General features: G+C 35.4%; 16 protein-coding genes. 2 read left to right on the top strand and 14 right to left on the bottom strand.

Annotated features, from left to right (window positions below):
- Positions 1 to 124: 124 nt before the first annotated feature.
- From BMZ74_RS02560 to BMZ74_RS02505, 12 genes are all read right to left on the bottom strand, one after another.
- Positions 125 to 1,267, bottom strand: coding sequence for an iron-containing alcohol dehydrogenase (locus BMZ74_RS02560; RefSeq protein WP_089859220.1), 1,143 nt, complete (start codon positions 1,265 to 1,267; stop codon positions 125 to 127).
- Positions 1,268 to 1,519: 252 nt separating this feature from the next.
- The gene (locus BMZ74_RS02555; protein ID WP_089859216.1) at positions 1,520 to 2,464 is read right to left on the bottom strand and encodes a chemotaxis protein; all 945 of its coding nucleotides are present in this window, start codon (positions 2,462 to 2,464) and stop codon (positions 1,520 to 1,522) included.
- A gap of 193 nt (positions 2,465 to 2,657) precedes the next feature.
- The gene (locus BMZ74_RS02550) at positions 2,658 to 3,029 is read right to left on the bottom strand and encodes a coiled-coil domain-containing protein (protein ID WP_089859212.1); all 372 of its coding nucleotides are present in this window, start codon (positions 3,027 to 3,029) and stop codon (positions 2,658 to 2,660) included.
- Positions 3,030 to 3,201: 172 nt separating this feature from the next.
- Positions 3,202 to 4,692 (bottom strand): glutamate synthase subunit beta, encoded by a 1,491-nt coding sequence (locus tag BMZ74_RS02545; RefSeq protein WP_089859209.1) that lies wholly within the window; start codon positions 4,690 to 4,692, stop codon positions 3,202 to 3,204.
- A 19-nt stretch (positions 4,693 to 4,711) separates the two neighbouring features.
- On the bottom strand, positions 4,712 to 9,325 hold the full coding sequence (gene gltB / locus BMZ74_RS02540; RefSeq protein ID WP_089859206.1) for a glutamate synthase large subunit: 4,614 nt from the start codon (positions 9,323 to 9,325) through the stop codon (positions 4,712 to 4,714).
- 274 nt (positions 9,326 to 9,599) lie between these two features.
- A complete protein-coding gene (locus BMZ74_RS02535) occupies positions 9,600 to 10,286 on the bottom strand; it encodes a GntR family transcriptional regulator (RefSeq protein WP_089859202.1) in 687 nt (228 codons plus the stop codon).
- A 67-nt stretch (positions 10,287 to 10,353) separates the two neighbouring features.
- Positions 10,354 to 11,910: a UDP-glucose--hexose-1-phosphate uridylyltransferase gene (locus tag BMZ74_RS02530; protein WP_089859472.1), complete on the bottom strand. Its 1,557-nt coding sequence runs from the start codon at positions 11,908 to 11,910 to the stop codon at positions 10,354 to 10,356.
- A gap of 131 nt (positions 11,911 to 12,041) precedes the next feature.
- Positions 12,042 to 13,034, bottom strand: a complete 993-nt coding sequence (locus tag BMZ74_RS02525; RefSeq protein ID WP_089859199.1) for a Gfo/Idh/MocA family protein — start codon at positions 13,032 to 13,034, stop codon at positions 12,042 to 12,044.
- Between the two features lie 240 nt (positions 13,035 to 13,274).
- Positions 13,275 to 14,102, bottom strand: a complete 828-nt coding sequence (locus BMZ74_RS02520; protein WP_089859196.1) for a carbohydrate ABC transporter permease — start codon at positions 14,100 to 14,102, stop codon at positions 13,275 to 13,277.
- Between the two features lie 3 nt (positions 14,103 to 14,105).
- Positions 14,106 to 15,026 carry a carbohydrate ABC transporter permease gene (locus BMZ74_RS02515; protein ID WP_089859189.1) on the bottom strand — a complete coding sequence of 307 codons (921 nt, stop codon included), beginning with the start codon at positions 15,024 to 15,026 and terminating at the stop codon, positions 14,106 to 14,108.
- A 94-nt stretch (positions 15,027 to 15,120) separates the two neighbouring features.
- Positions 15,121 to 16,377 carry an ABC transporter substrate-binding protein gene (locus tag BMZ74_RS02510; RefSeq protein ID WP_089859186.1) on the bottom strand — a complete coding sequence of 419 codons (1,257 nt, stop codon included), beginning with the start codon at positions 16,375 to 16,377 and terminating at the stop codon, positions 15,121 to 15,123.
- Positions 16,378 to 16,680: 303 nt separating this feature from the next.
- Complete coding sequence (locus BMZ74_RS02505; protein ID WP_089859183.1) at positions 16,681 to 17,085, bottom strand: flagellar protein; 405 nt, start codon at positions 17,083 to 17,085, stop codon at positions 16,681 to 16,683.
- A gap of 357 nt (positions 17,086 to 17,442) precedes the next feature.
- Between BMZ74_RS02505 and BMZ74_RS02500 the strand changes: the two genes are divergently transcribed.
- Positions 17,443 to 18,465, top strand: coding sequence for a protein-glutamate methylesterase/protein-glutamine glutaminase (locus BMZ74_RS02500; RefSeq protein WP_089859180.1), 1,023 nt, complete (start codon positions 17,443 to 17,445; stop codon positions 18,463 to 18,465).
- 5 nt (positions 18,466 to 18,470) lie between these two features.
- Positions 18,471 to 19,256 carry a CheR family methyltransferase gene (locus BMZ74_RS02495; protein ID WP_089859177.1) on the top strand — a complete coding sequence of 262 codons (786 nt, stop codon included), beginning with the start codon at positions 18,471 to 18,473 and terminating at the stop codon, positions 19,254 to 19,256.
- A 149-nt stretch (positions 19,257 to 19,405) separates the two neighbouring features.
- Here BMZ74_RS02495 and BMZ74_RS02490 read toward each other — a convergent pair whose 3' ends face one another.
- Positions 19,406 to 21,898, bottom strand: a complete 2,493-nt coding sequence (locus BMZ74_RS02490; RefSeq protein ID WP_089859468.1) for a glycosyl hydrolase 2 galactose-binding domain-containing protein — start codon at positions 21,896 to 21,898, stop codon at positions 19,406 to 19,408.
- A gap of 26 nt (positions 21,899 to 21,924) precedes the next feature.
- Positions 21,925 to 24,237 carry a glycoside hydrolase family 3 C-terminal domain-containing protein gene (locus BMZ74_RS02485; protein ID WP_089859174.1) on the bottom strand — a complete coding sequence of 771 codons (2,313 nt, stop codon included), beginning with the start codon at positions 24,235 to 24,237 and terminating at the stop codon, positions 21,925 to 21,927.
- Position 24,238 lies beyond the last annotated feature (1 nt).

The raw sequence follows: 24,238 nt of genomic DNA, 5'->3' as shown, positions 1-24,238 counted from the left end.
AATTATTTTACTAAAACTAATAATTTAATAAATAAAAAAACAGGACCCCTGCGGGATCCTGTTTATAATTATCTAGAATATTAATTATTTTATTATATCTATATTGGTAGTTAATTATAATTTTTTATAAACCATAATATGACTGTTGATATATTTTTTCTAAATCAGTAGCTTCTGGCTGCCGTGGGTTAGTTAAAGTACAGGGATCTGCCAGAGCATTTTTAGCCATTCTAACCAAAATAGCTTCAAAATCAGCATCTGTATAATCCAGCCAGTCAATTGCTTGAAAACTAGGCTTAATAGCTAATTTTTTATTTAATTCTCGAATAGCATCTGCTAAGTTGTCTATCCCTAAGAATTCTTCTATTTCTCGATATCTTTCTGGAGCAGTTGCAGCATTATATTCAATAACATAAGGTAATAGGATAGCATTTGCCAGCCCGTGGGTTACATGAAGTTCTCCACCAATTTTATGAGCTAAACTATGAATTATTCCCAGAGAAGCATTAGAAAATGCCATTCCTGCTAGAGTAGATGCATTATGCATTTCTTCTCTTGCTGTTAAATCTTTACCATCTGCATAAGCTTTGGGCAAATATTCAAATACAAGCTTAATTGCTTTTAAAGCTAAAGGATCTGTGTAGTCTGTTGCAGCAGTTGAAACATAGGCTTCTACAGCATGAGCTAAAACATCCATTCCGGTGTTAGCTGTAATATGAGCAGGCATTGTAGCCGGTATTTTAGGATCTACAATTGCAATATCAGGAATAATTTCAGGAGAAACTATTGGATATTTTATTTTTTTCTCTGTATCGGTAACTACTGAAAAAGCAGTAATTTCAGAAGCAGTACCGCTGGTAGAAGGGATAGCAACGAATTTAGCTTTTCGTCTTAATTTAGGCATTGAGCCAACTGCAATTATTTCATCAAATTTTAATTCTGGATATTCATAAAAAGCCCACATTATTTTAGCAGCATCTAATGCAGAGCCACCACCAATAGCAATAACCCAATCAGGTTTAAAATCTAACATAACTTTTTTGCCTCTTTCAATAGTCTTGACAGATGGATTAGGTTCAACACCATCAACTATCATTGTTTCAAGCTTAGCCTCTGCTAACAAAGCTTCTGCTTCTGCTAAAAAACCAAATTTTTTCATCGAACTACCACCAGTGACCAAAACAGCTCTTTCACCAGTCAAATTTTTTAATTCTTCCAGAGCACCTTCTCCATGATGAATTGTAGGGGGGACCATAAATGAATTCATTTTATTCAGCTCCTTTGTTTGCTTGATTTGCTTGTTTATTTATTTTTGTTAATTATTTCACAATTATCCTGAAGTAATTATACCACTTATTTAAATTTCCTACAATAGCAGTGCTTAAAGTTTAAATCTTAAAATTAGTCTGTAAATTGTGAACCTATTCACTATAAACTGTGTGGATAATATTTTAAGTTATTTAATAAATAACAATAAAAAAGCCCACTCAATGTGGGCTAAAAGTAAGAAAAATTTAGTTTAATAGTCGGCCAGTGGTGGTACTGCTTTAACAAGCTGATCAACCACTCCAACTAATTTATCAATTTCTGGTTTGGTTATTTGAGCATCTGCCCCAACGTCCTTACCCTTATGCAGTAGATCCTCGGTAATTAATGAGGAAAAGATAACTGTGGGCAGCTTGCGCAGATAACGATCTTCATGAATTTTTCTGATTAGTGTATGACCATCCATCATGGGCATTTCTATATCGGTTATTATTCCCTGAACATGATCTAAAATATCATCATCAGGATATTCGGCTTTAATTTCCTGTAAATGGTCAAATAATTTTTGACCATCACTAAAAATCATAAAATCTTGATAACCTGCTGCAACTAAAGTATCTTTAATCATATTTCTAGTAGTAGGAGAATCATCAGCTAAAGCAAGAGTTTTATCCAGTCGCCTAGCTTTTAAATCAGCTGAATCTTCTGGCTTAACATCTACTTTATTACCTAATTCTGGTTTTAAATCTTTTAGTATTTTTTCAAAGTTAAGAAAATTAATTAAATCTTTATCTTCAGCTTTGATAACACCATTAACCAGATCACCCATCATGTCATCAGGAGCTTGAATATCATCCCAGCCAATTCTACTAATTCCAACCACATTGTCAACTGCAAATAAAATTTTAGTATTATTAAATTCAGCTAAAATAGCCATAATAATTCCGTCATTTTCAATTAACTCAGCTTTTAAATAAGAGCTTAAGTTAACAATCATAATTACATCGCCTCTGATGTTGGTCATGCCTAAAATCACATCTGATTTATCAGGCATTTTCTTAATGTCTTCTTTTTTAATTCTTAGTATCTCTCTTACTTTTAAGACATTAATTGCATAGGAAGTATCATCAACAATAAATTTTAATATTTCTAACTCACCAGTCCCGCTTTCAAGTAAGATATTTTGTTTACCTCTCATGGTTAGCCCCCTTTTAACCCGCTGTTTAGTTATTATTTGTAATTATATAACATTTTAACTATTTTTAACAGCCCTTAAGCAAAAAAGATAATTAAAACAAGTATAAATATATTATATCATAGAATAAGCAAAAAACCACTACCCAACTTTTGACAATAGGTAGTGGCTTGTACTACTTGATAAAATAATTTCATCAACCAGCTTTAGACTCAGGTTTTTCTGTTTCAATAATAATCCGATGACGATGATGATAAAATTCATCAGCAAGCTTATCTTGTCTCTGTTTGCTACCTTCCAGCCTGGCAACTCGATTATCGAGTTGATCTAATTTTGCTCCATGAGCTTCTGAGTTAGCTAATAGTGACTTTAAGAGCTGAGTATTTTCAAATAACTGAGGTTTCATCGCAGCTACATCTGTTTTTAGCTCTGATACATCTGTTTTTAACTCTGTCACATCTGTTTTCAGCTCTGTGACATCTGTTTTCAGCTCTGCTACATCAGCTTTAATGCCTGAAATTTCTTCTCTAATTATCTGGCGAATAGCAACTAAAAGATCCTGATTCAAGTCTAAACACCACCTATCTCTTATTTGTTTCCAGAAACAGTGATTTTTGTTATTAATAGTAGTTAAATTTAAAATAGTTTAATTAGTAGATATATTTTTATTTCATTAGATTAATAATATCATAAAAAGTAATTCAAATAAAGAAAAAATAGTCAGATAATTACTTTATTATTTAAGTTAAATATTGATCTACTGCTGCTGCTGTTCGCCGGCCTTCATCAATTGCATTAACAACTAAACTCTGACCTCTCCGCATATCGCCGGCAGCAAAGACGCCTGTTAAGTTAGTTTTAAAGTCACCATAAGCAGCTTTAATATTAGAACGTTGGTCGCGCTCTAATCCAGCTGACTCAGCAAGCGCTGCTTCTGGGCCAAGAAACCCCATTGCAATTAAAATTAAATCAGCTGACCAAATTTTTTCACTGTCAGCAACTTCAACAGGCACAAAACGTCCATTTTCATCTTTATCCCAATTAATCTTAACTGTTCTAACAGCTGTAACAACTTTTTGCCCCTGTTCTGTTTTAGTTATGATTTCTTTAGTCATAATTAAAAACTGACGGGGATCCGCTCCAAAAAGTTCTATTGCTTCTTCCTGACCATAATCTACTTTTAAAATCTGGGGCCATTCTGGCCAGGGATTATCATCCTTTCTAGTCAAAGGGGCCTGGGGCATAATTTCAAATTGATTAACTGACTTACAACCCTGACGAATAGCAGTTGCTACACAATCTGTACCTGTATCACCACCACCAATAACAATTACATCTTTATCAGCAGCAGAAATATAATCAGCAGTTTTTTCTGCTTTATCAGGCTCTGTTTCTAATAAATGGCGGGTATTACGGGTTAAATAATCAACAGCAAAATAGACACCTTTCGCCTGACGACCTGGTACATCTAAATCACGTGCTTTAGTAGCTCCACCGGCCAGCACTACTGCATCAAATTCCGACTGCAGTTGTGTTAAGGCTAAATCAGTACCAATTTCAGTTCCAGTTTGAAACTCGACCCCTTCTGCTTCCATAATCTTTAATCTACGAGCCAGTACTTTTGTTTTATCTAATTTCATATTTGGAATTCCATAAACAAGCAGGCCCCCAATTCTATCCTGACGCTCATAAACTGTGATCTGATGGCCCAGTTTATTCAGCTGATCAGCTGCTGCCAGGCCTGCTGGCCCAGAACCCACTACGGCTACTTTTTTACCGCTTCTTACTGCTGGTGGTTCTGGCTTGATCCAGCCTTCAGCAAAGGCTTTTTCAATAATTTGATATTCATTTGCTTTAATAGTTACTGCAGGATCATTTAAACCTACAGTACAGGATCCTTCACAGGGGGCAGGACAAACTCTACCAGTAAACTCGGGAAAATTATTAGTCTTTAATAATCTCTGCACAGCTTCTTTCCATTTTCCTTTATAAATTAAGTCATTCCACTCTGGAATTAAATTATTAACAGGACATCCTGAAACCATTCCTCCTATTTGCAGACCACTATGGCAGAAAGGAATTCCACATTCCATACAGCGAGCTCCTTGCTTTTGAGCAGCTGCCTGGCTAAACTTCTGCTTAAATTCTTCCCAGTCTTTAACTCTTGCAGCGGGGGGTCTTTCTGCAGGTAGTTGACGTTGATACTCCATAAAACCGGTTGCTTTTCCCATCTTATCTCCTCCTCTATACTTAATTACCGCTAACCCGGGCTTTATCCTGGGTATTCTGTTCAAAAGCCTGCATCAAAGCATCGTCATAACTTAAACCCTGAGCTTCAAAGTCAGCTATCGCAGTGATCATTCTCTGGTAATCACGGGGCATAACTCGAATAAATTTATATTTTAACTGCTGCCAATCAGCCAGGATTTCTGCTGCTCGATCACTACCAGTATATTTCAAATGCTCATTGATCATTTTTTTAACAAGCAGTTCATCTTCAGTTTCACTTAAATAGTCAAGCTCTACCATAGTAGGATTTACTTTATCTTTAAAATTATCATCTTGATCAAAAACATATGCTGTTCCACCAGTCATTCCAGCAGCAAAGTTGCGACCAACTTTACCTAGTACTACAACTCGCCCACCTGTCATATATTCACAACCATGATCACCAACACCTTCTACAACAGCTTCTACTCCACTATTACGTACACAGAAACGTTCACCAGCAACTCCTTCAATATAGGCTTGACCAGCAGTAGCACCAAAAAATGCTACATTACCAACAATAATATTATCAGCTGCTTTAAACAAAGAATCAGTTGATTTTTCAACAATTATTCTGGCTCCCGAAAGTCCTTTACCTAGATAATCATTTGCGTCACCAATTAGTCTAAATGTCAAGCCGTGTGGTAAATAAGCAGCAAAACTCTGACCAGCAGATCCGCTAAAATTAAATCTAATAGTATCTTCTGGCAGACCAGCTGCCCCATATTTTTTACTAATCTCATTCCCCAAAATAGTTCCGACAACTCGATCTGTATTTCTAATTTCTAAATCGGCTTCTAACTCCAGCTTATTTTCAATTGCATTTTCAGCTAAAGTAATTAACTGCTGTAAATCAAGGCTTTTTTCAAGACCATGATCCTGTTTTTGCTGGCAGTAAATTGCCTTTTCTTTTGCCTGTTCTGGCTGATATAAAATAGCTTTATAGTCAAGTCCTTTTGTTTTCCAATGCTGAGTGGCAGTCTGTTTTAATTTATCAACTCGACCTACCAATTCATTTACTGTTCGAAAACCAAGTGCTGCCATTTCATGTCTAAAGTCTTCTGCCATAAAACGCATAAAATTAACCACATATTCCGGTTTACCTCGAAATTTTTTGCGTAATTCTGGATCCTGGGTTGCAACTCCAACCGGACAGGTATTTTTATTACAAACTCGCATCATTACACAGCCTAAAGCAACTAAAGGAGTAGTTGCAAAGCCATATTCTTCTGCTCCTAACATTGCTGCTACTGCAAGGTCTTTACCAGTCATGATCTTGCCATCTGTTTCTAAGGTTACTCGATCACGCAGTTTATTTAAAACTAAAGTTTGATGAGTTTCAGCTAAGCCTAATTCCCAGGGCAAACCAGCATGTCTGATACTAGTCCGGGGAGATGCTCCTGTTCCTCCATCATAGCCGCTAATTAAAATTACATCTGCTTTTCCTTTAGCAACTCCTGCAGCTACTGTACCAACACCAGCTTCGGCCACTAATTTGACATTTATTCTAGCTGCCCGGTTAGCACTTTTTAAATCATGAATCAACTGAGCCAGATCCTCAATTGAATAAATATCATGATGTGGTGGTGGTGAAATTAAGCCAACTCCGGGAGTTGTGCCTCTAGTTTCTGCAATCCAGGGATAAACTTTTTTGCCAGGCAGCTGGCCACCTTCGCCCGGCTTAGCTCCCTGGGCCATTTTAATCTGAATTTCTCTAGCATTACTTAAATAATGAGAATTAACACCAAAGCGACCTGATGCTACTTGTTTAATTGCACTATTACGAGAATCACCATTTTCATCTGGAGTAAAGCGAGCCGAATCTTCTCCCCCTTCACCAGTATTACTCTTGCCCCCGATCCTGTTCATTGCAATTGCAAGAGCTTCATGTGCTTCCTGACTAATTGAACCATAAGACATTGCTCCTGTTTTAAAACGCTTCATAATTGAGGCAGCTGATTCTACTTCAGCCAACGGAATTGCCCGGGGCAAATAGTCTGGCTCTAACATGCCGCGCAAAGTAAGTCTGCGCTCACTTTGATCATTTATTTTATCACGATATTCTCTAAATAAATCATAATTGTTTTCTCTGACTGCACGCTGCAGAAGGTAAATAGTTTCGGGATCATAAAGATGTTCTTCTCCATCTTTACGCCAGGCAAAGTTGCCTCCTGGATCAAGAGTATCCCGTTCAACTTTAACCCCGTGGAAGGCTTTATCATGGTTCAAAATTGCTTCCCAGGCTATTTCAGCTAGACCAATACCTTCAATACGAGAAGCAGTCCGACAAAAATATTTGTCAATAACAGCTGCTGAAATTCCAATTGCCTCAAATATTTGAGCTCCTCGATAACTCTGCACAGTTGAAATACCCATCTTGGCCATTACTTTAATGACACCTTTTACAGCCGCTTTAATGTAACTAGCCACTGCTTGTTCAGAACTCATTGTCAAATGACCTGTTTTAACCAGATCAGTTAAAGAAGCATAGGCTAAATAAGGATTAACTGCATCAAGTCCATAGCCAATTAATAAGGCAAAATGATGTACTTCACGTGGTTCAGCTGATTCTAAAACTAGACTTACTTTAGTTCTCAAACCCTTTTTAATTAAATAATGATGCAAACCACTTACTGCAAGCAAAGCTGGCACAGCAACCTGTTTCTGATTAACTCCCCGATCGGAAAGTACTAAAATATTAACTCCTGAATTAATTAATTCTTCTGCTCTGACAAAAAGCTGCTCTAATTTTTTTTCTAAAAATACTCCAGCTGCTTTACGATCTACTGCTTCAGATCTTTTAAAACAAAGCTTAAGTTCAGCTGTTTTAAAACCAGACTGATCAAGTTCCTTAATTAAAGCTAGTTCTTTGTTACTCAGCAGTGGGTGTTCTAATTCTAATTGCTGACAGCTCTTTTTTTCTGCTGCCAGAAGATTACCCTCAGAGCCAAGATAAGTATTAGCAGCTGTAATAATTTTTTCTCTAATTGAATCTATCGGAGGATTTGTTACCTGAGCAAAGCGCTGTTTAAAGTAATTATATAAAAGCTGCGGCTGATCGGAAAGTACTGCTAAAGAAGCATCATTACCCATAGAACCAATTGGATCTACTCCATTTTCGGCCATCGGGATTAAAATTTTATGCAAATCTTCATAAGTATAAGCAAAACTTTTCTGCAGCTGTACCAAATCATTAGCTGTTAGACTATCACAGTCAGCCAGTTCTCGGTCGCTCTCCAGCTCAGATAATTGAATCATTTCTTCTGCTAGCCACTCACCATAGGGCTCTGCATCAGCAATTTTTGTCTTCAATTCCTGATCATTAATTATTCTTCCTTTTTCTGTATCAAGTAAAAGCATCTTACCAGGTTCTAGCCGCTGTTTGCTCACTACCTGTTCTTCTGGTAAATCAAGCACGCCAACTTCAGATGAAAGAACTAGTAAGTCATCAGCAGTTATATAATAACGAGAAGGACGCAGACCATTTCTATCCAGAACAGCCCCAACTTTAGTTCCATCTGTAAAAGCCATTGCAGCCGGGCCATCCCAGGCCTCCATTAAAGTACTATGATAATGATAAAAATCCCGCTTTTTTTTGTCCATAGCAGGATCATGTTCCCAGGGTTCAGGAATCATCATCATCACTGCATGCGGTAAAGAACGACCATTTAAATACAAAAATTCTAATACATTATCAAAACGGGCAGAATCACTGCCAGTTTCATCAATTACAGGCAGCAGTTCAGCTAATTCATCTCCAAAAGGTTCACTAGCCAGGATCCCTTCGCGGGCCCGCATCCAATTTTGATTACCTAAAACAGTATTTATTTCTCCATTATGAATCAAATAACGATTAGGATGTGCTCTTTCCCAACTGGGAAAAGTATTAGTACTGAAACGAGAATGAACTAATGCAATTGCTGTTGCCATTTTTTTATTTTTTAAATCAGGAAAGAAGTTAGCCAGCTGTTCTGGAGTTAACATTCCTTTGTAAACAATTGTCCGGCTGGAAAGAGAAGCAAAATAAAGCTGTTCCTCAGCTGGTAAATCTTTAATAATTTTTTCAATTTGACGGCGAAGCAGATATAACTTTCTTTCAAAAGCTATTCCAGCCTTCGTTTGGGCAGCTTTTTTTATAAATAGCTGTTCAAACTGCGGCATTGTTTCTAGAGCAGTCTGACCAATTTCACTATAATCAATTGGAACTTCTCGCCAAGCTAAAAACTGCTGACCAGTTTTAGTTATTTGTTCTGCTATCAATTGTTTTACTTTTTCTCGCTGCTGTTTAGCCCGGGGTAAAAAAACCATCCCTACTCCATAATCTCCCTGAACAGGCAGTTTTACTTTTTGTTTTGCCAGCTGCTCTCGCAAGAAACTATCAGGAAGCTGTAATAATATACCAGCACCATCACCAGTATTTTCTTCACTACCACTCGCCCCCCTATGGCTTAAATTGACAAGAACTTCCAGGGCCTGATCAACTATCTGATGTGACTTTTTTCCTTTTATATGGCTGACAAAGCCCATGCCACAGGCATCATGTTCAAAATCAGGATTATATAATCCCTGCTTTTTAGGCATTCTTGTAAAAGTCATAGTATATCATTCCTTCTCTCTTAATTTTTTCGCTACTCTACTGCTTAATTAGATTTTAAATCATGTAAATTTTTAAAGGTGTACTATATAGTATAGATAGAAAATTCTAAACTGTAAATAGCTAAATCTTTTCTATCCTTGTATACAAGGATAATAAGTAGTTAAAAACCGCTGTCAGGCATTGACAGCGGTGAATTTAGACAAGTTTTTATCTAATCAATTTTTCATGATAATTTGATGTTAAATTGATGTTAGCAATCACAATATTTTTAATTTAACTTTGTTCTTTTTCAAAAACACTGCTAATACTATTCCAGGCTGCTTTTATATGATCTTCAGCACACCTGCGTGCCCGATCTGGATCACCACTAATAATTGCTTCACCTAGCTCCTGATGCTCTGCTAAAAATTCCTGCATACGTCCTGCCCGAGAAAAACTACTTCTCCTGAACCGAGTAGCCTGCTCAAATAAAGTATCTAGAAATTTTTCTAACCATTTATTATCAGAAGCCTCTTTAATTATACGGTGAAAGGCAACATCAACTCTAATACAGCCGCGGTGATCATTATGTTCAATACAGTCTTCTAGCTCAATTACATATTCCTGCAGCAGCTCTTTTTGCTTTTCATCAATATTTCTAGCAGCTAAATAAGCAGCGAGGCCTTCCAATTCAGCTCTTACCTGAAATATATCATCAATCTCTTTACTGGTTTCAATCCCGGCAATAAAAACTCCCTGCTGGGGAATAATATTAATTAATTCTTCCTGTTCTAACATTCGAAAAGCCTCTCTGACAGGAGTTCTACTTACACTCAGTTCTTCTGCAATTTCCATCTCAGTAATTTTTTCTCCAATCATTAATTCTCCTGTTAAGATCGCTTCCCTGAGTACCTTATAAACCTGTTTTCTTAATGGTTCATAACTATATGAATCAATTGCTGATAAATTAAATTTACTCATCCTCAACCACTTCCTTCTATGCTTAATTTTTCGGCTAATCAATCTAGGAAACTGAACTCAAATTAATTTAAAATTCCTTTTTTTCAATACCAAGGCTGGCCATAAATCTATCAAACCCCTGCTGTCCTACAGCATTATTTTTATATACCCCTGCATCCTCAAGTACCCGGCTAAATTTGTCCGCTACTTCTGCTTCCAGAACTTTCTCTGCTTTTTCACTACTCAATGAGGTACCATATTTATTTTTTAGTAATTTGATCCAGGCTAAATGTTTTTGCAGTTCTGCTCTGTTTTCTAAATCTGAAAATTCCAGCTTACCACTTAAATAATCACTAATTAAATTAAGCTCTGCTTTTAACCTGCCGGGTAAAATTGCTCTACCCATAACTTCAATTAAACCAATATTCTCTTTTTTAATATGGTGAAGTTCTCGATGCGGATGAAAAATTCCTTCTGGATATTCTTCATCTTTTCGATTATTTCTTAAAACAAGATCCAACTCGTAAAGATTATTTTTCTGGCGAGCAATTGGAGTAATTGTATTATGAGGTGTTTTTTGCTGATCCTGTTCAGAAAAAGCTAAAATATTAAGCTCCGGATCTGAATACTCACGCCAGGCTGTTAATACTTTTGCCGCTAGATTAATTATATCTTCTCGAACAGCTGCTTTAAGCCTAATAACTGATAAAGGCCACTTGAGGCGGCTAATTTCCAGGTCAGGAAAAGTTGGGTGAAGATAATAAGCTTCCTCTTCAGCTTCTTCCATTGGAAAAATGTGACGCCCACCTTGATAATGATCATGGCTTAAAATTGAGCCACCTACTAATGGTAAATCAGCATTAGAACCAATAAAATAATGGGGCAGCTTTTCTACAAAATCTAATAAAACAGCAAAGGTGTTTTTATTAATCCGCATTGGTATATGCTGCCGGTGAAAAACTATACAATGCTCATTATAATAAACATAGGGAGAATACTGTAAAAACCAATCTTCATTTTGCAGCTTAAGTGGAATGACTCGATGGTTTTGACGAGCTGGATGTTTAAAATTACCCGGATAGCCAACATTTTCAAGGCAGAGAAAACAGCTGGGATAATTGCTTTGAACCTGATTACGTGCTTTTTCTATTTCAGCTGGATCTTTTTCTGGTTTAGAAAGATTAATAGTTATTTCAATCTGACCATATTTATTTTCGGCAGTCCAATTAATATTCCTTGCAATTCTTGCTTGACGAATATAATTAGTGGCTTTCGCAAAATTATAATATTCTACAGTTGCTCTTTTTATTCCTTCAGTTTCAGCAGTTTGATAAAAATTACGACTAACTTCTGATTGCCGGGGAGTAAGAGCTCCCATAATCTTAGTATCCAGCAAGTCTTTTTCTGTAATTTGATCGCTTATTAAACCAACCTTAACTGCATAAGCAAGTAATTGATCTAATAAAGGCTGTGGATCAAGTGGACTACTAATATCCTCTGCTATTAGAGGTTCAGCTGGACTACTTTCTATAGCAAGTATTTCTCTGATCCGGTTACGTGCTGCTATTTTATCCCATTCTCCCAATAAACCTTTATTCTCACCATAAACAAGCAATTCTTCTATTACCTGATTAACATTTCCCATAACTTCCACAATCCAGTCCCCCCGCTTTTTTTATTATTTTATTTGATTTCACAAAAAAAATCCAGTCTTAATTTAAAAAAGCTCACAATTAGCTAACAATGATTAAATAAAAATCAGCTTTTTTTATAGCTTTAACTAAGTTTTACTATAATTTCTTCCCGGGCAGATTTCCGCATAGCATCCATTACTTCTAAATTAGGATAGGTTTCTGCTTCAATTGTAAGTGGTAATGGTGTATTGTTTAAAATAGCATCAGCAAAAGCTTCAATTTCTAGCTGATACTGGGGACCAGTTTCAACAGAAAGTTTTTCTTCCTGACCAGATTTATTAATTAAAAAATAGTTATCTTCCAACCAGGAAAAAAAGCCTGGTACCTTAATACTACCCTCGGATCCGATAACTTCTAAGTCCTGTTCTGGATAAGAATTAATGCTATAATAAAGATTGGCAAATCTACTCTGACTGAAGTAGAGAGTGGCACTACCTGATAAGTCAACTCCATTTTCAGCTTCTTCAAAGAAATTAGCAACCTGAAGTGGTTTCTCGCCAAATAAGTAACGGCTAATATTAACTGTATAACAACCAATATCATTTAAAGCTCCGCCATCTAATTTCCGACTCAGTCTAATATTATCTGTCTGATCACTAATATTAAAAGTAAAATTAGCTTTAATTTCCTTTAATTCTCCAATTACACCATCAGATATCATTTTTTTAAGCTGTTTAACAAACGGCTGAAAACGATACATAAATGCTTCCATTAAAAGAACATCATTTTCCTGGGCAGCAGCATACATCTCTTCAGCTTCAGTTATATTTTTACCAGAAAGCGGCTTTTCACATAAAATATGTTTGCCAGCTGCAGCCGCTTTAATTGCCCATTCTCGATGTAAATTATTTGGTAGTGGAATATAAATTGCATCTAAATCTTGATCAGCTAACAAATCAGCATAATTAGTATAGTATTTGGCAGCGGAAAACTCAGCAGCAAATGATTTTGCCTTAACCTGATCACGGCTTGCTACAGCATAAAGTTCTGAATTAGCAGCTGCTATAATAGCTGGAATCACTGCTTTTTTAGCTATATTAGCACAGCCAAGAATACCCCATTTTATCTTTTTCATTATTGCCAACTCCTATTTAAAATTATTATTAAAAATCACTCTGGCGACTTAGCTTTACCCTACTTTAATAAATAAACCATATTGATTAAAACAATTAATATTTTTAAAGCTTACTAAGTAATTATTTCGTTAAAAACTAAAAAATACCTCTTTAAAAATTATAAATAGCTAACTAATAGCAGATAAAACTAAAACCCAGTTCTCATTGAGAACTGGGTTTAAAAATTAATCTTTTAGTATCTAGCCTTTAACTGAGCCTGCCAGCATTCCTTTAATAAAATAACGACCAAAAATTATATAAACCAGTAAAGTTGGCAAAGCTGTAATAATTGCTCCACTCATTTGCACATTCCACTCTACTACCTGGCTACCAGCTAAATTAGTTAAAGCTACTGTAATTGGCTGACTCTGTGTATTAGTTAAAGTTACTGCAAAAAGAAATTCGTTCCAGATATTAGTAAACTGCCAGATAAATACAACTACAAAAGATGGAATAGAAATGGGGAAAAAAATATGACGATAAATATTAAAGATATTTGCTCCATCAACTTTAGCAGCTTCAGTCAGAGCCTCTGGAACATCTTGATAGTAGTTTCTAAACATCAAAGTAGTAATTGGCAATCCATAAACTACATGCACTAAAATTAATCCAGGAATAGAACCATAAAGATTAATCTGCTGCATAAATTGGACAAGGGGAAATAAAACACTTTGATATGGTATAAACATTCCAAATAAAATTAAAGCAAATAAGGTGTCAGAACCTTTAAATTTCCAATGTGATAAAACATAACCATTTAAAGAACCAAGCAGAGCAGAAAGTATAGTAGCTGGTATTACCAGATAAAAACTATTCATAATATTAGGCGCCAACTTTTTAAAAGCTTCTCTTAAACCAGAAAAAGAAAGAGCAGTTGGCAGCTGCCACATTGTATTAATTGAAACTTCGGAAAAACTTTTGAGACTGGTTGAGAGCAGTACATACATTGGCAGCAAGAAAAATAAAGCAAAAATGAGCAGTACTGCATATCTTATTATTTTTTCAGTGGTAGTTAGTTTTTCGTTCATCTGCTAATCCTCCTTAAAGCTGTTAATTAGATATGGTATAATTAATAAACCAACCATCATTAACAGTACGATAGCAATTGCTGAACCTGTAGAATAGCGATTTGATCTAAAAGTTGCTTCAAACATATATACAGCTGGTATATCTGTTACATTATTAGGTCCACTACCTGTCATAGCATAAATTAAAGCAAAAGCTTTGAGCGAAACATGAGCCAGTACAATAATGGCCGATAAAGTAATCGGTTTTTGAATAGGAAATAAAATTTTAGTAAAAATCTGCCACTTACTAGCTCCATCAATTCGAGCTGCTTCAACAAGCTGTTCGTCGATACCTCTCAGACCGGCCAGCCACATAGCCATTGTATAGCCGGAATACTGCCAGACAGCTGCTATAATAACTGCTACTAGAGCAACATTGAAATGCAGAAAACTAAAAGTACTGGTAAACCAGGACCACTGTAATTTTTCCAGACCAAGATGACTCAATAATAAATTAATTCCCCTTGGATCAGCTGGCAGCCTGCCAGGCGAAAAAATCCAACGCCAGACTGTACCAGTTACTACAAAAGAAATTGCCATTGGAAAAAGATAAAGATTCTGAAATATATAGCCACCCTTTGGCTTATTATTTAAAATTAATGATAGTAAAATTCCAATTGCCAGACAACCTACAATGAAAAAAATAGTAAAATACAAAGTGTTCCAGAGATCGGTCTGAAATCTTGCTTCAGTAAATAATTCATAATAATTATCCAGACCAACATACTCTCTGGCTTTTTTCATAAAACTAGCAAAAGTGTTCCAATCTAACATCGAAATTTGAACGCTTCTACTAATAAAACCATAAACAAAAATAGCTAGAGTAATGATTGATGGTGACAGAATGGCTAGTGAAGTAAGTGATTCTTTGTGTTTTCTTTTCATTATTGATCACTCCATAAAAATAAATCTTCCCCCCCTGAAACAGGAGGGGAGATAAATTAAACTTACTTAATAATAGTTTAAATAAGCAAACTAATTATTCAACATAATCAGCATGATTTTTTTGGAAGTTTTCAAAAGCTTGATCTACATCACCAGTGGTTATAAAAGCATTAATTGTATCATTTAAAGCAGTTATAAACCCTTCTGGAGCAGCAGATCCATGGGCAATTGATGGTGAAAGAGTGTCTTCAGCAAAGTCATTCATAGCAGAAGTTAAATAGGGATCATATTTACTTTTATCTGCATCAAGCCGAGCTGGAATTGATCCTTTAATTGGATTAAAGGTATCCTGACCTTCTACTGAAGCAATAGTCTTTAGCCACTTTTTAGCATTTTCAGGATCTGGCGCATCTTTCGGCAGACCAAAAGTATCAGTTACAACAATAAAAGTACCTGAAGTACCCGGAACAGGCATCCAGCCAAACTCCTGATCTGGAGTCCAACCTAATGTTTTTAAATAACCTTCGGCCCAATCTCCCATAATATTAAAAGCTGCTTCATCTTCTTGCACTAATTGAGTTGCATCCTGCCAGGTCAAAGCAGAATGATCTTGATTAACATACTGCATAATTTTATCAAAATCAACCAATGCAGCTCTAATTGCAGAATTATCAGCTGCTGTTTTACCATTCCAGAGACCATTATAGCCTTCAGGACCTAAGTGAGCAACAAGTAAAGTTTCAAAGATTTGAGTTGCTGGCCATTTATTAGTGTCACCTAAAGCAAGTGGTACTACACCAGCCTGATCAAGTTTTGCTAAAGCATCAATAAAACTTACCAAATCTGTTGGTGGCTCAACATTATTTTCAGCCAACAATTTTTTATTATAAAACATTGCATTAGAACGATGAACATTAACTGGAATAGAATAATATTCACCTTCATAAGAAGACATTTCTAAAATTTGTTGATTAAATTTATCTTTTACTCCCCATTCTTCCAGTAAATCTGTAATTGGCTCCATCATACCAGTTTCAACATAAGTATTAACTAGTTCTGCACCGCCATGAACCTGGAATGAGTCAGGTGGATTTCCACCTACCATTCTAGTTTTCAAAACAGCTTTAGCATTGGAACCAGCTCCCCCGGCTACAGTTGCATTAATAAATTCAACCTCAGGATAGTTCTGATTAAAAAGTTCAATCAGAGCATTCAGGCCCTCTTCTTCTCCTCCACCTGTCCACCAACTAAAAACTTCTACTTCTCCCTGGGCTAAAACTGAAAAATTGAAGACAAAAAGCAAAAACAAACTAATTAAAGTTATAATAAAAATATTCTTTTTAAGTAGCATTTAAATGTCCTCCTTATTTTTTAGACAGACTTTAAATAAATAGCTAAATTAAATTTACTATTATTGTCAGAATCACCTCCACTTTAGAAATTTTCAGTTTTTTTAATTTAAACTTGTCTGACCAGCTTATTCCTTGTCTCCTGATAATTTTGTAGATTTATTCTCAGATTAAGAGAATAGTTCTCAACTAAAATCTATTTTTATTATATCACAAAAAGAATTAATTAAAAGTCTATTTTGAAAATTTAAACTTTAATAACCAAAAAAAAGCCTGGCAAAAAAACAGGCCTTTTATAACTCTTATTATTTCCTGCGAAAGCGATCTTTTAAAAACATCTCTTGATTACCCTTAGCTTGTTCTTCCTGGTCAGACTGCTCATCATAGCTTAGTTCACTAATCATTTTATTACGACAGTCTTCACAAAAAACTCCAGATTGTATAGCTTTACCACAGTGTTTACACTTTAAAGTATAGTCTACTAGAAGTCCTTCTGCAGCCAGGCGATCTTCTCGCATAAATTTAATAATTAGTTCTCGCTCTACACCTGTCTCTTTTTCAACTTTCTTTATAGTTGAATTAGGGTTATCCCAGAGAAAATCTTTAACAATCTCAAATTTTTCTTCTTCTGCTTTCTGACAATCAGGACAAACTTTTGAGCCTGAAGAAGCAAATAATTTACCACACTCTTTACAATTAATTAGATTCATTTTAAATACAACTCCTCCTTGCAAATAGATATTTAAAACCAGAATTATTTAGCTTAGTTGTCTAAGCAGAATTAAACTGATATTATAGCAAGTTTATTTACACTTATATTATAACACAGTCTTAAGGAGGCTCCAAATCAAAATTATCTCTATTTTACAACTTTTACAACTAAATAATATAAATAAATAGTTTAAATTATATTTTTACTAGAAATTTAACACTTTTAAAAGGGTTTAATTACTTAACAAAGAATATATTATTTATAAGGATAAATTAAATTTAAGTTATAGTGACATCAATTTATTAATAATTTTAGTTGTTTCATACTTCGAAAGTTTAATTGGGAGGTAAATTTTATGATTAAAGTTATGATCTGTGATGACTCAGCTTTTATGAGAAAAATATTCTCGGATACTGTAGAAAAAGACCCCGAGTTAAAAGTCTCTATCACTGCTTACAATGGATTAGATGCACTAAATAAATTAAAAAAATATGAAGTCGATGTTTTAATGCTTGATATAGAGATGCCAAAATTGAATGGTTTAGAAACTCTGGAAAAAGTAAAAAGTAAATATCCTAATTTACCTGTAATTATGGTAAGTGCACTTGATAATAGTGAAACTGTTTTTAAAGCACTGGAATTAGGAGCTTTTGATTTTATTCCTAAGCCTTCTGGATCAATCTCATTAAACATTGATTCTATTAAGGAAGAATTAATAATGAAAATTAAAGCTTCACTGCAGAAAAATTCTGCGACAACTAGCACTTTATCTAGAAAACCTAAAACAAAGAAAAAATTCAAAAAAAGCAAAGATTTCCCAATAGTTGCCGTCGGCTCTTCCTCTGGAGGTCCAAGAGCTTTAAATAAATTGTTCGAATCGATTCCCAAAAATTCTCCTGCTGCTTTTGTAATTGTACAGCATATGCCACCAGGATTTACTAAAACTCTTGCTGCTAGATTAGATCGAGTTTCCGGGCTAAAAGTAAAGGAAGCAGAAGCTGGTGATCAAATAAAGCCTGGTCATGGTTTATTGGCACCAGGAGATTATCATTTAGAAATTAATGCCCAGGGAAAAGTTGAGTTAAATCAGAAAGATAGAATACACGGTGTTCGTCCCTGTGTTGATTATATGATGGAAAGTCTGGCCAAAAATTTTGCTGGTGAGCGCTTAATTGGAGTTATTTTAACTGGAATGGGTCATGACGGAGCTGAAGGAATGAGCGCTCTTGTTAAAAATGGTGCCTATGGAATCATCGAATCTAAGGAAACTGCTTTAGTTTATGGAATGCCTTCGGCCGCAGTTAAAGCCGGTGCCTATCATGAAATCAAACGAATTGAGGAAATTGGAGCTAGAATAACAGAAATTTTGGAGGGATAATTTATATGGGGATGAAATTTACTGAATTTAAAGATCAGGCTAAAAAAATCTTGAATATTGATCTAGATGGTTATAAACTGGATCGAGTGGAAAGAAGAACTAAAAGTTTAATGAGAAGATATCAAGTCAAAGATTATGAACAGTGTATTGAGTTGATTAAAAATGATGGTGAATTTAAAGATGCTTACTTAAATCATTTTACAATTAATACTTCTGAGTTTTTTCGCAATCCTGAAAACTTTGAATTCCTGCAGAGTGATGTCCTGCCAAAACTTTTTGAGCAAAAAAAGAAGATTAAAATCTGGAGTGCACCGTGTTCAAATGGTTCTGAACCTTATACTTTAGGAATCATTTTAAAAGAAATGGGAATAGATAATTCCCGGTTTGAAATTTATGCAACTGATCTTGATCACACAATTTTAGCAGAAGCAAAAAAAGCTCAATATAAGGAAAATTCATTAAAAAATGTTTCGGATTCATTATTAAAAAAATATTTCAGAGAAAGTGCTGATGAAAAAACTTTTGGGCTCAAACCAACTATTAAATCTCTGGTTAAGTTTGAACAAAAAGATTTAATTAATTCTCGCTTTTCTAATAATTGGGATTTAATTTTAAGCCGCAACTTTTTTATTTATCTAACTAAAGATATGAAAGACACTCTGATTAAAAAATTTACAGCTGCTCTTAATTCAGGTGGTTATTTCTTCCTGGGTAATACCGAGTATATTTTTTCACCTGAACAATATAATCTGCAGAAAATATTTCAATCATTTTATCTTTATGAAGAATAAATCAAATAAAAATTTTTAATAATAAATTTTAGCTAACAGCAAAACTGCTCTTACCTGGCCCGCAGCTGATTAATAAAAATCAGTCAGGCTAAACAAGAGCAGTTTTTTAGCTATTAAACAGGCTTAATTTTTAAAGCTTAAACTAGAGCTTAGTTTAAGCTGCTAACTTCCAACTTATCTAGTTTAACTTCTTTATTCTGCAGATGGCGGACTGTTACTTCCTTTGTTTCACCAGCTGTCAAATCAAAGAAATTATCTGAGAAAACAACTTCTTTTTGCGGAATTTCTAATTTAACAAAACGAATCTGGGTCTTTGCTTTAAGAATAATTTTTTGTTCTGCTGCTATTTGATATGATAAATCTGCTTCTGGTAATCGCAGGTCTTTATTGTCAACCAAATAATAAAGATTTGCTGGTACTCCTTGCTGTTGAGCAGATAATTTAACGACTACTTCTGCTGCTGTAACTCCAGCTGGCAGGATATCTGCTAAATTTAAACTAGTGATTAATTTACTGGCTGTAGGCGCAACTTCTATCTGCAAAGTTATCTGATAAAGTTCTTGCCCAGCAAAGTCAAATAGTTGAAACTGTAGTTGGTCTTGATAAGCTTCAGCTAAGTCATTAGTAACCCAAATCTCAAGTGGATTGCCCGGGTCATAATTGAGTGAAATTAAAATAGGCGCAAAAAATTTCTTGGCATAATAGTAACCAGCTTTTGGTAGTAAATAATAGTCAATTACAGACCAACTAGTCCCTGGCCAGGAATCATTTAACTGCCAGAATAAACTACCACTAGTCCGGGGACGGCGCCGACGATAATGTTCAATTCCATATTTTAATCCTTCTGCCTGAGTTAACATCGAATAATTGAGATATTCTACAATATTGTTTGGGCGACCGGTATAACCTTCCATCAACAAAATTCCTTTTTCGTGATGAACGTCTTTATTACGATAATTCATTTCAGTACTGCCCCAATAGTATTCTCCTGCTGGTATATTTTTGCTTAAAGTATACTTGTTAGCAGAAGCATGCATCCCAAACTCACTAACAAAATTAGCCTGATCTTTTTTGAAATTTTTAAAAGAAACTCCCTCTACACTAAAATCTTCTTTTACTTCTTCTCCAAATTTGCGTGGTTCAATTAAACCATGCCAGACCTGCCAATTATGCTGATCTCCTAAATTAGGATCATTATGGTCATTGCCACCATAAGGAGAACTAGGCCAGTAAAGCCGTCCAGGGTCAAGTTCTGCCAATAATTCAGGCATTAATTGATCATATATTTTTTCACCATAGAATCTATAATCTATTTCTCCCATTGTATATTTTTTTTCATGAATCCAGTGATTTTCATTATTTCCACACCAGATAGCAAGACAGGGATGGTTACGCAATCTCTTCACAACAAACTCAATTTCTCGGGCAACATTATCCATAAAATCTTTATTATAATCTGGATAAACTGCACAGGCAAACATAAAATCTTGCCAGACTAAAATTCCCTGTCGATTACATTCCTGATAAAAAATATCTTTTTCATAAATTCCCCCGCCCCAGACACGCAGCATATTCATACCAGCTTCAGCAGCCAACTTAACCAGGGAAACATAACGAGAATTATCTGCTGCAGCAAAAAAGTTATCAACTGGAATCCAGTTAGCTCCTTTGGCAAAAATAGGTATCCCATTTAAGATAAAAGTAAAAACATTCTCACCTGTTTGATTAACCATTTCAACCTCTAAAGTTCTAATTCCAAACTCACTTTGATAAGCATCAACTGCTATTCCAGCAGCCATAAGCTCTACTTCTAACTGATAGAGATTAGCTGGACCAAGATCATTGGTCCACCAGAGCTCAGGATCTTCAACTGTAAAAGTAACTGATTCTCTGGAAGCTGTAATTTCCTGTTTGAATTCAAGTTCTGTTGTTTGATTATTTAATTTAATAATTGCTGCAAGCTGTTCTGATTTATTAAAATTATCAATTTCTAAATCAATCTTAATCTGAGCAGTCTCTCTGCTCAACTCAACTGTCTGGGCCTGAACAGATTCTAGTTTAGCCTGCTTATATTTTTTCAATCTGACATCCTGCCAGATACCTGCAGTTACCAGACGGGGTCCCCAATCCCAGCCAAAATTCATCTGAGCTTTACGCGCCCATGGTCTTTCTTTACCATAATTACCCCACATATTAATATTATGCACAGTATGCTGACTAACAGGTTCAAATTTAACAGCTAGAGTATTTTCTCCCTGCTTAAGATCAGCAGTAATATCAAAACTATGTTCCATAAACATATTTGCTGTACTGCCAATTTTAAGTCCATTTAGATAAACAACAGCAAAAGTATCAAGCCCATCAAAAATAAGCTCAACCTTTTCATCAGCAGCTATTTTTTCTCTAAAGTTAAATTTTTTTCTGTACCACCAGACTCGATCTTCAATCCATTGACACTGCTGATCATTATGACCAACAAACGGATCAGGAATTAATTTATGCTTAATTAGGGTGCTGTGTACATCGCCTGGGACTAAAGCTGTCATCCAGAATCTATCCAGCATTTTAGGAGAAGCTAGTTCAGCTTCATTATCCTTTCCTATTTCAAAACCTTTTAGTTTCCAACCATCATTTAATAATATTGTTCTCACCTCTTAATTTTAACTAATCAATTTAATGTTTTATTTTTATTAATAAGTTTTTGGTAATGTCGATAAATTTTCTCTATTTCCGGAGCAGTAATTAGGTTTTCTGTTAGATAATCTAATCTAAATAAAGGACGTTCAGTTACATAACTATTAGCTTCTGACTGGATAAACTGCAGCTGCTCTTCATTTAAAATATCCTCTAAAGCCTGTTTGCCGAGAGGAGCAGCCAGCCAATCTACCACAGGATCTTCTTGATCTAATAAGTGAGCAACTGCTGAAGAGTTTAATTTCACCTGACCCTGTAGTCTCAAATCAGCAGCTGAACTGGCAATAATAATTTGATAAGTATCTGACTCAGCCAGCCATTTTTGCTGTTCAGGATTAAAATAGGCAAAATCACGATAATCTAAGTTAAATTTGATTATTTTACTTTCTCCAGCTGCCAATTCCACTTTAGTAAATGCTTTTAATTCTTTAACTGGACGATCAAAATAAGGATTTTGCTGACCTACATAAAGCTGCACAATTTCCTTACCTGAATACTGACCTGTATTCTGCAGTTTAAATTTTATAGTTAAACCATGCTCTGCTGAAGCTTGAACTGGCAGTTCAAGTCCACTATATTCAAAATCTGTATAAGAAAGACCATGCCCAAAAGAAAATAAAGGTTGAATTTTTTTCTTCTCATAATAGCGATAGCCAACATAAATATCTTCAGCATAATTAAGCTGACTATTAACACCAGGGAAATTAAGCTGAGCTGGATTATGGGCTTCCTGAACTGGAAAAGTTTCTGCCAATTTAGCAGAAGGATTAATTTTACCTAATAAAATATTAACAATCGCTTCTGCACCAGCCTGTCCTGGCAGCCAGGCTTCTATTACCGCTGGCACATCTGCTAACCAGGGTGTTAATTCTAAAGCTGCTCCATTATTTAAAACTACAATTGTCTGCTTCTGCACAGCTGCAACAGCTTTAATTAATTCTACTTGATCACTTTCCATAGCTAGACTCTGCCTATCAAAACCTTCTGATTCAACTTCTTCTGGGATCCCGGCAAAAATAATAGCTATCTCTGCCTGTTCAGCTGCCTTTACTGCTGCTTTTTTTAGCTGAGCAGCTGATCTTTGATCAGTTTGATCTGCTTGATAACCTAATTGAAAAAGCAATTCTGTTTGACTTTTAGCGGCAGCTTTTTCAAGTTCAGCCAGAGCAGTTGGTAGTTTACTAGGAGTTACTTGAGAACTACCAGCTCCTTGATACCTTGGTTTAACAGCCAATTGGCCAATTACTGCTGCTTGTTTTATTTCATTTAAATTAAGTGGAAGAAGTTTATTTTCATTTTTAAGCAGTACAATCGATTCTTCCGCTGCTTTTAAAGCTAGTTGATGGTTCTGTTCATACAGTTTTTCAGCTGCCGGATCTGCTGCCATATTTTCGGCCTCTTGACGTGCTAATTGTACTTTAACTAATAGAGTTAAGATTCTGCTAACAGCCTGATCCAGTTCATTCTGCTGAAGCTGACCTGACTGAACAGCAGTTAAAATTTTACTATCATTAACTGGCGATGGTCCTGGCATCTCTAAGTCAAGTCCAGCTGCCAGAGCAGCTACTCGATCATGAATTGCTCCCCAATCGGAAATTAAAGTCCCTTTAAAGCCCCATTCTTCTCGTAAAATCTCTTTTAAAAGATGTTTATTCTGAGTTGCCGGCTGACCATTAACCCGATTATAAGCTGCCATAACAGTCCAGGGAGCAGCAGTTTTAACGACTTTTTCAAAAGCAGCTAAATAAATTTCGCGTAAAGCGCGTTCACTTACCTGAGCATTTACCGAAAACCGTTTATATTCCTGATTATTACAGGCATAATGCTTTAATGAAGTTCCAATCCCAACAGACTGCACTCCTTTAACAAATTCAGCAGCTAAACTACCAGCTAATTCTGGATCTTCAGAAAAATATTCAAAATTACGTCCTCCTAAAGGAGATCGTTTTATATTAACACCTGGTCCCAATAGAATATCTACTCCCAAATGACGTGCTTCTTTTCCTAAAGCTGTTCCAACCTGATAAATCAGCTCTTTATTCCAGGAAGCTGCCAGAGCAGATGCAGTAGGAAAACAGGTTGATTTTTGCTCTGAAACCGCTCCAAAAGCATTTTCTTCTACCACATAACGCAGTCCATGCGGGCCATCGGACATTACAATCTCTGTTATCTCAAGGCGGTCAACTTCTTTAGTTAACCATTTTGTTGCCCCAGAGCATAAAGCTGCTTTTTCTTCTAAAGTTAGCTTAGCTAATAATTCAGCTATGTTTTTATCTTTACTAGACAAA

This window comes from Halanaerobium salsuginis, from assembly GCF_900114545.1.
GTDB lineage: Bacteria > Bacillota > Halanaerobiia > Halanaerobiales > Halanaerobiaceae > Halanaerobium > Halanaerobium salsuginis.
This window is presented reverse-complemented; position numbering and strand designations above follow the sequence as displayed.

Bases quoted from the DNA above. Each gene is read 5' to 3' on its own strand.
- BMZ74_RS02545 (WP_089859209.1), bottom strand. From the start codon at position 4,692: ATGGGAAAAGCAACCGGTTTTATGGAGTATCAACGTCAACTACCTGCA.
- BMZ74_RS02510 (WP_089859186.1), bottom strand. From the start codon at position 16,377: ATGCTACTTAAAAAGAATATTTTTATTATAACTTTAATTAGTTTGTTT.
- BMZ74_RS02520 (WP_089859196.1), bottom strand. From the start codon at position 14,102: ATGAACGAAAAACTAACTACCACTGAAAAAATAATAAGATATGCAGTA.
- gltB (WP_089859206.1), bottom strand. From the start codon at position 9,325: ATGACTTTTACAAGAATGCCTAAAAAGCAGGGATTATATAATCCTGAT.
- BMZ74_RS02560 (WP_089859220.1), bottom strand. From the start codon at position 1,267: ATGAATTCATTTATGGTCCCCCCTACAATTCATCATGGAGAAGGTGCT.
- BMZ74_RS02555 (WP_089859216.1), bottom strand. From the start codon at position 2,464: ATGAGAGGTAAACAAAATATCTTACTTGAAAGCGGGACTGGTGAGTTA.
- BMZ74_RS02525 (WP_089859199.1), bottom strand. From the start codon at position 13,034: ATGAAAAAGATAAAATGGGGTATTCTTGGCTGTGCTAATATAGCTAAA.
- BMZ74_RS02500 (WP_089859180.1), top strand. From the start codon at position 17,443: ATGATTAAAGTTATGATCTGTGATGACTCAGCTTTTATGAGAAAAATA.
- BMZ74_RS02515 (WP_089859189.1), bottom strand. From the start codon at position 15,026: ATGAAAAGAAAACACAAAGAATCACTTACTTCACTAGCCATTCTGTCA.
- BMZ74_RS02530 (WP_089859472.1), bottom strand. From the start codon at position 11,910: ATGGGAAATGTTAATCAGGTAATAGAAGAATTGCTTGTTTATGGTGAG.
- BMZ74_RS02495 (WP_089859177.1), top strand. From the start codon at position 18,471: ATGGGGATGAAATTTACTGAATTTAAAGATCAGGCTAAAAAAATCTTG.
- BMZ74_RS02535 (WP_089859202.1), bottom strand. From the start codon at position 10,286: ATGAGTAAATTTAATTTATCAGCAATTGATTCATATAGTTATGAACCA.
- BMZ74_RS02505 (WP_089859183.1), bottom strand. From the start codon at position 17,085: ATGAATCTAATTAATTGTAAAGAGTGTGGTAAATTATTTGCTTCTTCA.